The sequence below is a fragment of the Pseudoflavonifractor sp. An85 genome, from assembly GCF_002161235.1.
In the GTDB taxonomy this organism is placed as follows: domain Bacteria; phylum Bacillota; class Clostridia; order Oscillospirales; family Oscillospiraceae; genus Enterenecus.
In genome coordinates this window covers 1-671 of record NZ_NFHE01000132.1, presented here as the reverse complement: position 1 = coordinate 671, position 671 = coordinate 1, and the positions used below count along the sequence as shown (strand labels likewise).

Annotated in this window: 1 pseudogene; it reads right to left on the bottom strand. The window is 63.2% G+C overall.

What is annotated here, in order from left to right:
- A pseudogene (locus B5G37_RS15460) lies at positions 1–671 on the bottom strand (hypothetical protein); the annotation flags it as partial.

The window sequence follows — 671 nt, the reverse complement described above, 5'->3', positions numbered from 1 at the left end:
TTTCCGGAGGGGAACCGTCCACGGATGGGCACGCGGGCGTTCCCGGCGATCAGCAGGCCGTCGCCCGCCTCCGCGCTCTCGTCGATGCACTCCTCCTCCTGCTCGGACAGGTTCAGCAGCTCCGTCCACTTCATGCGGTCCAGAGGGGACTGCTTCAGGAGCATGAGGAAGTCGGCGTTGAGCACGATGTTGCGTGCCGCACTGTTGTTGAGCATCGCCACCGCGTTCTGGGTGATTCCGGTCAGGAGCAGGCCGAACTTTCGGCCCTCGTTGGAGAACCGGCTGAAGTAGTTGAGCACGGTCGGGTAGGCGAACATGCTCTGCATCTCCTCCACGTACAGCCATGTGCGCACGCCCCGACGGGCGTTGAAGTACATGCGGTTTCGCACGGCCTCGCACACGTTGATGAGGGCGAACACCAGCATGGAGTCCGGCAGGTCCTTCAGGTTGAAGTCCACGATGCGGCTGTTGAAATCCACGTTGGACTGGTGGTTGAAGAAGTCCATGGACCCCTTGACGAACCGCTCGTACCGCAGGGCGATGACCTGTGCCAGATGCTCCGGCTGCTCTCGGGCGATGTCGTAGAAGTCCTGCAAGGTGGGCGGCAGCCCGTCGCCGCGCTCGTCCGCCCGTTGGAAGGCAAGCTCCACGCAGCGCTGGATGATGGACTG